9 protein-coding genes are annotated in these 8071 nt (G+C 56.7%); 5 read left to right on the plus strand and 4 right to left on the minus strand.

Features of this window, described 5'->3' with window-relative positions; translation table 11 throughout:
- From ACE3OH_RS16345 to ACE3OH_RS16355, 3 genes are all read right to left on the minus strand, one after another.
- A partial coding sequence (locus ACE3OH_RS16345; protein ID WP_374355336.1) for a helix-turn-helix domain-containing protein occupies positions 1-1082 on the minus strand: 1082 nt, incomplete at its 3' end.
- A gap of 82 nt (positions 1083-1164) precedes the next feature.
- Complete coding sequence (locus ACE3OH_RS16350; RefSeq protein WP_374355339.1) at positions 1165-2265, minus strand: TniQ family protein; 1101 nt, start codon at positions 2263-2265, stop codon at positions 1165-1167.
- A gap of 431 nt (positions 2266-2696) precedes the next feature.
- On the minus strand, positions 2697-4433 hold the full coding sequence (locus ACE3OH_RS16355; RefSeq protein WP_374355342.1) for a TnsD family Tn7-like transposition protein: 1737 nt from the start codon (positions 4431-4433) through the stop codon (positions 2697-2699).
- 87 nt (positions 4434-4520) lie between these two features.
- On the opposite strand from ACE3OH_RS16355, the gene ACE3OH_RS16360 reads away from it, so the two are divergent.
- From ACE3OH_RS16360 to ACE3OH_RS16380, 5 genes are all read left to right on the plus strand, one after another.
- Positions 4521-4730, plus strand: coding sequence for an antitoxin Xre/MbcA/ParS toxin-binding domain-containing protein (locus ACE3OH_RS16360; protein WP_374355345.1), 210 nt, complete (start codon positions 4521-4523; stop codon positions 4728-4730).
- Between the two features lie 196 nt (positions 4731-4926).
- Entirely contained in the window at positions 4927-5187 is a 261-nt protein-coding gene (locus ACE3OH_RS16365) for a helix-turn-helix domain-containing protein (RefSeq protein WP_374355348.1), read from the plus strand.
- 68 nt (positions 5188-5255) lie between these two features.
- Positions 5256-6032 (plus strand): hypothetical protein, encoded by a 777-nt coding sequence (locus ACE3OH_RS16370; protein WP_374355351.1) that lies wholly within the window; start codon positions 5256-5258, stop codon positions 6030-6032.
- Between the two features lie 151 nt (positions 6033-6183).
- The gene (locus ACE3OH_RS16375; protein WP_374355354.1) at positions 6184-6405 is read left to right on the plus strand and encodes a hypothetical protein; all 222 of its coding nucleotides are present in this window, start codon (positions 6184-6186) and stop codon (positions 6403-6405) included.
- Between the two features lie 69 nt (positions 6406-6474).
- The gene (locus ACE3OH_RS16380) at positions 6475-6936 is read left to right on the plus strand and encodes a hypothetical protein (RefSeq protein ID WP_374355357.1); all 462 of its coding nucleotides are present in this window, start codon (positions 6475-6477) and stop codon (positions 6934-6936) included.
- A gap of 409 nt (positions 6937-7345) precedes the next feature.
- Here the strand turns inward: ACE3OH_RS16380 and ACE3OH_RS16385 are convergent.
- The coding region (locus ACE3OH_RS16385) for a hypothetical protein (protein WP_374355361.1) at positions 7346-8071 on the minus strand (726 nt) is incomplete at its 5' end.

Below are 8071 nucleotides of genomic sequence, written 5' to 3' on the forward strand. Positions count from 1 at the left end.
GCTTTTGCCAGGGTAATGTGGCGCGTGCTGAGTGCATCGAGTACGGTCTTGACATAGACATCACCGAAGATGTGTTTGGGCTCCCGGCTGCGATATGCACGGTTACCGCCTTCGTCCCTACCGTTGGGTGGTAGCTGATGTCTCCAGGCCCGGTAAGCAGCATATGCCGCCCGTGGCAGACGACCTGTATCTGTCAGTCTGCGCAGGATGACCTCGGCGCTGACTCCCCACGCCCGCCGTTGTGGTGCGAGCCAATCGTCATATTCCGCTACCTCGGCCGGGCGCTCATCGTCCCGGATGCCGAGCAAGAAGTTGTCTGGGACCAGCAGGTAGCCCGCAAAGCGGTTTGCCTCCTGTTCATGCCCGTCGTGCGAGTGAAGATCGTTGTCGTCGTCTATCGAGCTGGCTCGGTGTAGCAGCAGGTGTCCCAGCTCATGCATCAACGTGAAGCTCTGTTGTGTCTCGGTGGCCTGCTTCTTGATGACGATTACCGGGCATTGGGCGTCGTAAAGCGAAAACCCGAGGATGGGGCTCTCTTTCGCAATCTGCCACTGCCCGTTGTACCCATTGCTTCGAAAGACCAAGAAGCCACGTGCTTCGAGCGCGTGACGATAACTATCGAAGTCATTTCGGTCAGGGAGCGCTAGCCACCGCCGCACCACATTGGCCGCTTCGCCGACAGGTAGCCCAGCAAGGGCGGGGGGATCAAAATGGGGTAGGTCCGGATTATCCAACTCATCGCGTAGATTCAGATACACCGAACGCTGACGCTCTACCCGTTCGATGAGTGCTTTGACCTTTGCGGACAGCTCAGGCTTTTGGTTCGCGAGAGTACGGAACTGCGCAGTATGGACCTGCTCCTCGTTCACCTGACCTGGCTCTAGAAAGAACAAAACGCCTCGCCCGAAAAACACGGCGATATGTTTCAGCTGGTTGTAGGTCAGGCCAGTCTCGCCGGACATCACCTTGTCGAGGCTGGCCGGCGCAATCCCGACCTCGCGCGCGAGCTCATCCTGAGTCATACCGCGGTCGGCACAACACCAAGCTATTCTCGCAACATTGATCGAGTGGATTCGTTCCATATCAATTCATTATATCGGTTGGGTTTCCAGGAAGCTCCTATGCCACAGGATGCTGCGCCGCGCGGTGTCATTTGCGCCCGATCTACATCGCATACGCCGATCCTCCCAGCGCGTTCATGCCAATCCCCCTAAGCATCGTTTCCAATGCTGCCAGTGTGACGTGGTACTGCTCGCATACCTCCAGCAACGAGCCACCAAGCAGGAAAGCACGGGTTGCCCGAATTAGGCGATGATCATTGGGTGTGCGCTCTTCGCTGGGCAATCCAGTCAATGACGCCCGCTCGATGCCTTGGACCTTCGGGATGGGCTGGCTCATCGCCAGGAGAGCTTCCTCGGCAGAATCAAACAGGCATGCCAGACCCAGTGCATAGGCCTGTGCCGGATAGGCGACATGGCTGCCACGCATGATGCCATCGACCGGATGGTGAAATTTCCCCTTGGCTCGCCCCTCCAAGCCGGGGAAGTTCGCCCATAACCGCGGCCCCGCCGCCTTCTCTTCAATCAGGTCGGACAAAACCGGCCGCTTGCCAACCTCGCAGGCCCTTAGGCCGAGCTCTGTGCTGCGATTGATCAGGTGTGCTCGCACCTGATCAACCGGCAACGGTGATCCACGCTCCAGAAACAGCAGACATATTTCCTGATAGCGCCGTACGATCTCGTTGGAACGTGCTTGCGCGACGATTGCCGAGTCTACTGCGACTGCCTTGTTGAGGAACTGCGCCGGCGGATGGAGGGCGCCGGTCCGTGTCATGCGATGCAACGCGCTACCATGCTTGGGGCAGATATCAATACCGGGAATCTGGTGTGAGCGACGCCAGTAAGTGAATCCCCAAAAATCTTCGTCCTCGGCCACGCAGCCAGGACAAAGCGAGACTTCGTCAGTAAGACGGCCGAGACGTGCGACGTTGCCATACCAAGCAGTGACATCTTCATGTGTATATTGCGCTTGATGTGCCAACCTGATGGCATGCAGAAACGGCATTAAGGAGTGGTGGTAGGCGTACCGGCCAAGGGGCATCTTGGCCAACGTGGCAATCGTTTCGATGGAAACCTCTCTGGCGCCAGGGAGCATGCGCAGCAGGTTCTTTCGGAACGAAGCAGTGTCAGTGAACCCATTCAAGCGCATCACGCGGCCAACGAAGCCCAAATGCAACTCATCGGGCAAAAGCGAGGGAACGTGCATCACAGTACCTCCTGTCGAACTTCAGCGCCGAGATCGCTACCAGGGTGAAGCGCAGCAAGACTACGAATGACCGATGCTAACGCCTGCGCATGCGTTGGCGATCCATCCCACACACTCTCAACGGCAGCCACGAGCTCCGGGCTTTCCATAATCGAGGCAGAGCCACGCCGCTCGGTTGCATGAGAACTTACATATTTGCATACCGCATCAAATAACCGGGAACGACGCCGGCTATTGCCAGACAATACCCGGCTGACCTGGGATTGGCTCGCACCAATGGCTCCGGCTATAGCCTCTTGCGATAGACCGAGCTGCCGGGCAAGTCGGGCGGCGGTCAACGCTTCGGTGCGTAATGTGGCTTCGCTCATGCATGTAGTATGCATTATTTATGCATAGAATGCAGGCAAGTCAGCAGGCCATGGGCGTGAATGTCACTTGCGGTGAAGAACTTCGACGATCGCAAGCGCTGTGAGCGGGAGTCGATCAAGCTTGCCGAGCTTGGCTTTCAGCTCCGGGATGGCTTGGTAAAGCTGCGACAATCTGAGGGCTTGCTTGACCTGAGCTGTCGTGAGCGCCAAAGCAACCTGGCGCACTTGTTGGGCCAGTACCGTATCACGCGCATCCCAGTCCACCTGTTGTCCGCCGGTGCGCGGCGGGCGAGGTAGGTTTTTGCATTGCTCTGACAGCCAGGCTCGATCATTGCGGTAGAGCCATGCATAGGCCGCCGGCGCATAGGCGCGTACCAGCTTGACACCTGCGCCCGCCATGATTTGGATGGCGTCCTGCCAACTCTTTCGTGCTGCATCTTGCGCCCGCTCTCTTCTGGCTTGTTCCCATTCGCCGTGTAAACCGATCTCGGTGAACAGAATGCGGGTGACCGATTCGACGGAGATACCATGCCGCGCGGCCGCCTCGCTTTTCGGCATGCCCGACCGTAGGTCGTGCTTCAGGCTGGCAAGCCGATCGGGTTTCAGTTTCTTGGCTCGCCGCTGGACTGAATACCCTGCGTCCGTGGCCCAGGTGGCGGCAGTCTGGTAGTCCACGCCGACCACACCCGCTGCACGCCGCAGCGAATCGCCCCCATCCAGACAAGCTAAGAGCTGCGCTTTGCTAGCATGCTGGCCGTCCTTGGGTGACCGGGCAGCGGCGCTTAAGCTTACAGCCGCCATGTCTGCGGTCGCTGCATAAGCCCGCACGAAGTCGCTCCAATCCTGAAACAACCAATAGACTACGGATAGCTGGCGTAACGGATGCGTGAAGGCTGCCGGGCGCCCCAGCATACGGCTGATCAAGCTACTGGCGAGACTGGACGTGCCGGGAAGTGCTGCCAGTTCGGGCACTACCCGTAGACCACTGATGGACTGCGTGTAAGCCAGTGAAGCGTCGGCAAGTTTGGCTCGGCCGGATGGCGTGGCCAGCCCGCGAGCAATCATCGCCTGGCGATAAGTTGAGGCAAGTCGCAGTGGGTCGAAATGAAAACCCGCCGGCAATCCGGCCAGGCCCAATGCCAGCGCAGCAAACCGGCTCAACCCAGCCTGGTTCTCAACACTCAGATCGGGCGGAACTGTTTCGACCAGCAAGGACAAATCCGGCAGATGCCACAGGAAGCGCTCGACGCCAGTGGATTTGATCGTCGCCTGCAACAACGGTGTGCGGTGTGCTGGGCATAGCCATACCCCAGGATACTGATGTGACAGGTGCCAATAGGCAGTACCGAAACGGCCCCGGTCCGCATCCATGCACGTTGGACAGGCCTTGAGCGGGTGGTTGGCCCGGAAGCGGCTGGTCAGGATGCCCAGGCGATATTTGATGGAATCGGCTGTTCCGTTGCGAAGCGCAGTCAATGCTTCATTGGCGATAACCTTGGTCTTGAAGGGGAGGTAGAACGGCAAGATGGTTCGCTGCCGGATCAGGCCTTCAGCGTCACCTATGGCGCAATGGGTTCCGCGGATCAGCTCGTCCAGATGCGAAGGGAAGTCATGCTGACATCCCTGCCGATGCCTACCGAAAAGCGTTCGGCAGGTATCCGATGCCAGCCGATTGCCGGTCAGGCGGTGATATCGGCTCAGCAGGCTGAACAGCGTTTCGTCGGGCAGCCACTCCGGTAGCGGCCGGCCGTCATCAGCAAGGGAATTCTCAACAGAGGCGAGGTAGTCAGCGTGCAACATCCTTCAGTATGGCCTGTGCGGCGCGAGCTGCGAGATTGCAGCCTGGCTACAATGTCTGCATCAGCCTGCAAAACAGGGAGCAGCACGATGGACGAGTCAAACCACGAAGAGGCGCTTACGCTGCCGTTGCTGGCCTATGCCGCAAAGGTATTGGGGAGCGAAGACAAGGCTCGGGCGTGGCTGGAGAGCCACAACGCTGTACTGGGAGGTAAGCCAGTGGATGTTGCGGCGGGCGTCGACGGAGAGAGTCGCGTGCGCGCTGTGCTGCTCAAGATTGAGCATGGGATGTCGGTGTAGCTGCCCGCGTGGAAAATGAAATGGCCCCGAAGTTTCGGGGCCACGTCTAACCTAGCGTCGATCACCGGTATGAGGGCCGGGAGAGGACAAAGCCTAGGGCTGCATCCGGAGAGTACCGCATTGTGAGGCAGATGGCACTTCTAAATAGTCCATAGTGGGTTATGGTATATTCCAAAGCAGGTTTCAGGCTTTGCGGATGGCCAACCCCATCCACGACCCGAACTCGCAGGTGTTCCGCCAGATGCTGGTCGATGCACGTACCGCCAAAGGGCTACTGCAAACCGACCTGGCGGAGCGACTCAACAAGACGCAGTCCTTTGTGTCCAAGTACGAGCGCGGCGAACGACGCATTGATTTTCCTGAGTTCGTCGTGATCGCCGATGCACTGGAACTCGATTTGCTAGCGTTTATCGAGACGTATCGGACACGTGTCGCGGCGCTGCACCGCCGCATCTAATCGGCGCCAATCGATTCCCAGCCGGACAGAGGCCTGTGACTGTCCTCGACTCTCTGGGAAAACGATTCATGCCTTCTGGGACCCATTCGCCACAGCTCAAGATTCATGGTTTCACCCTGATCGCGGGACTCTTGTCGGCAGCAGCGCACGCTGCCGATTGCAATATTGGAGCCTTGAGCGATGCCCAGCGCTACAACTACAGCGCGCTACCGACCTATTTCGAGATCAGTAAAAGCTACGAGCTGGGTTCGCCCTTCACGCTCAAGCCTGGTGAACAGCTGGCCTACCGAAAACTCGGACGCAAGAACCTGTACCTCGTGCCGGAAGCGGATATCGTCTACAAGCCCGACTGGTTCCTATCGCTCTCCTTCCGGCTGAATGCCGGACATCCCTACCAAGCCGAGGTAAGTCAGGCCAAAGATACGCCTCTGTATGTCATTCGTCAGTCTGGGGGCCAGGGGAACAGCCAGCTGCTGTATGTAAATCGCGATGGCGCTCTGTGTGAGCGTGTAGGGTCGTATTCCGCACCTTCCGGTGGACTTGGCGCCGTCACCACATTGGTCAAAGGTACTTACGCAAGCACACCGGTCGAGGCGCATTTGCAATTGACGGAAGAAACAGACAGCCGGTTCAGCAAGGCCTTTGCCATCACGCTGAGTGAGGAAGGCTCTGCCGTGCTCAAGCTGACGCTCAATCAATTCAACGCCAACGGGCTGGAGCGCACGGTCAGCAAAGCATTCGATCGGAACACGACGGAAGACTTGCAGTTCGAAGGTTGGCGCTTTGCCTTGCGGAGACAAGGCAACGGCACTTACACGGCGACGGTGCTTACCCAGCCAAACTAAGGCACGCTGGTAGACTCAATTTGCAGTGCGGGCGCTATCGAGTGCATAGCATGGCTCGCGTGAAAGTAACCCAAGGCATCGGCACCGGAGCGCTCGACAGGCACTGCTAGTGATTGAGCGTCGGCTGCCGTACAAGAGGGGTCACTAACCCATGAGTACCAAGGTCACCATCAAGCATTTCGGGGAGTCCGATGGCGGAGGCTTCCACCTCTACGAGGAGGCTTTTGATCCGGAAGGCGCGTTCATCCACCTCGAGTTCGAAGGTGTTGAGTTCGAGGTGCGCTCGGCCTCCGGCAAGTCTCCCTCGCACGTCAGCGTTCGTCTGCCACGCGCTTGGGCGGAGAAGCTGGGTATTGTGAGTGCCAGTTCCTGATTGGTACTGACAAATTACGCATTACAGCCAAGCCTCGTTTGCGTAGCCTCACCCCACACAGGACACGGCATGAAGAATCGCCATTTTGAATTGCGACGCAGGTTTGCACGGCAGTATCATCGGAACAAGCAAGGGCACTACTTCGACCAGGGCATTCGCATCCGGCGTGATTACAGCGAAGTTAATCCGAGCGGGCTGTCCTGGTGGGATGACGTGCAGTTCATTCTGGGCGGAATGCGCGTCGAAGTGGCGTGGCAACATCCTCGCCATGTCTATGAAGGCCTGGTCAAGGAGGCCGCACAGCAGGCGACAGAGCACCCATATGAAAAGATTGAAGGCGATCTTTTCGATGGTGCCGAGAAGTCATACAAGCAACTCGGCCGAAGCAGGAAGAAAGTGGTGAGCTACACCACGACTAATCGCCCGGGGCAAGACGAGTGGTTCGAGGCCTTGCGTGTGGAGGAGGCTCGGCTGTCCAGGGACGCCGACTACACCATCGTGCCGTCGATCAAGGTCGAGCAATTGGCCTGATGCCGGTTCGTTGAAGTGGTGGCGCCAATCGAAGTCCGTAACGTCGCAGAGCTTCGTGAACTGGCCAATCTGGTACGCCGCGTTTTGAAACAGAAGACGACGCTGGCGCTTGAGTTTCCAGGATACGCGTACGGCTAGTCGCAGTGGGTTGCCGAAGGGTTGGCGGAGCAGCTGCCGGGCTTAGTGTCGCACCGCGTTCCAGGGACTTGATTAACTCGCGTCACTTGCTGAGGCGATGGATAATCATCGCAGCATGGATGCGGAAGGCAACCCGAGTACGCCGCGATGGCCTTGAACGGGCTCTTGATCGTGGTGAGATATCTGCCCTCGTGGCAATCTGATCACCTCCTAGCGATCACTCGTTGCACGTCCTCAACCAAATCCGAGGCGGCTCACTTGATACGTTGCATCATTCTCGATGATCTTCGCTGTTGCGCAATATATCATTAAATATTTTCGTATCGGAAAGTATTGGCAGATTATTTTGAAGTAATATTGATTTTGGAGGCAACCTCTTGAATGCCTTGTAAAGTTGCTCAAACATATATTCAAGATACTCATTCCTGAAGTGCTCTTTATCTTCTTCGTGAATAAGTCTAATTGTAAGTTGCGTCACATCGCCAGAACCGCAGGCAGTACAAGTATTCGTACCCATAAAGCTACTGAAATCCTCCACGCCGAATCCAAGTATTTGCATTATGTTCATGCTTTCAAATCTGCGCGCAATACCCGTGGTTTCTACGCGGAATATTATTTTCGAATCCATAACGTCGTACTGATATTTTATGCGATCTTTGTGCTGCATCATAAAATGAACGAGTTTGTGTGCCTTTCGAAACTTTTTCGTACACTCCTCGATTGATCTGATGTGGCGACCTGCTTTGCTTGACAAAAACCTCCGCGCCTTTTTCTTTGCTCCGCTCTTTTGGTCTTTCGGTAACTCCACAACCCCCTTTCGCAGCACAAGCGAGTCGGAACTTCTTGAAGTTAGGTAGAGATCTAGGTGTTTTAATACAACATCCAGCCCTTCAAGTCCAAATAGCTCAGTCTTTCCATCTCCTTTTTCAAACTCTGCTGCATGGCCATCAAGCAAAAAGTGCAAAGTTTTTTCAAGACCAAAAACGATAGACTCCTC

Origin of the sequence: Chitinimonas sp., from assembly GCF_041904975.1 — a bacterium.
GTDB lineage: Bacteria > Pseudomonadota > Gammaproteobacteria > Burkholderiales > Chitinimonadaceae > Chitinimonas.

What these genes read in the sequence shown, in the direction of transcription:
- ACE3OH_RS16350 (WP_374355339.1), bottom strand. Translation starts at nt 2,265, where the DNA reads ATGCACGTTCCCTCGCTTTTGCCCGATGAGTTGCATTTGGGCTTCGTT.
- ACE3OH_RS16355 (WP_374355342.1), bottom strand. Translation starts at nt 4,433, where the DNA reads ATGTTGCACGCTGACTACCTCGCCTCTGTTGAGAATTCCCTTGCTGAT.
- ACE3OH_RS16360 (WP_374355345.1), top strand. Translation starts at nt 4,521, where the DNA reads ATGGACGAGTCAAACCACGAAGAGGCGCTTACGCTGCCGTTGCTGGCC.
- ACE3OH_RS16365 (WP_374355348.1), top strand. Translation starts at nt 4,927, where the DNA reads ATGGCCAACCCCATCCACGACCCGAACTCGCAGGTGTTCCGCCAGATG.
- ACE3OH_RS16370 (WP_374355351.1), top strand. Translation starts at nt 5,256, where the DNA reads ATGCCTTCTGGGACCCATTCGCCACAGCTCAAGATTCATGGTTTCACC.
- ACE3OH_RS16375 (WP_374355354.1), top strand. Translation starts at nt 6,184, where the DNA reads ATGAGTACCAAGGTCACCATCAAGCATTTCGGGGAGTCCGATGGCGGA.
- ACE3OH_RS16380 (WP_374355357.1), top strand. Translation starts at nt 6,475, where the DNA reads ATGAAGAATCGCCATTTTGAATTGCGACGCAGGTTTGCACGGCAGTAT.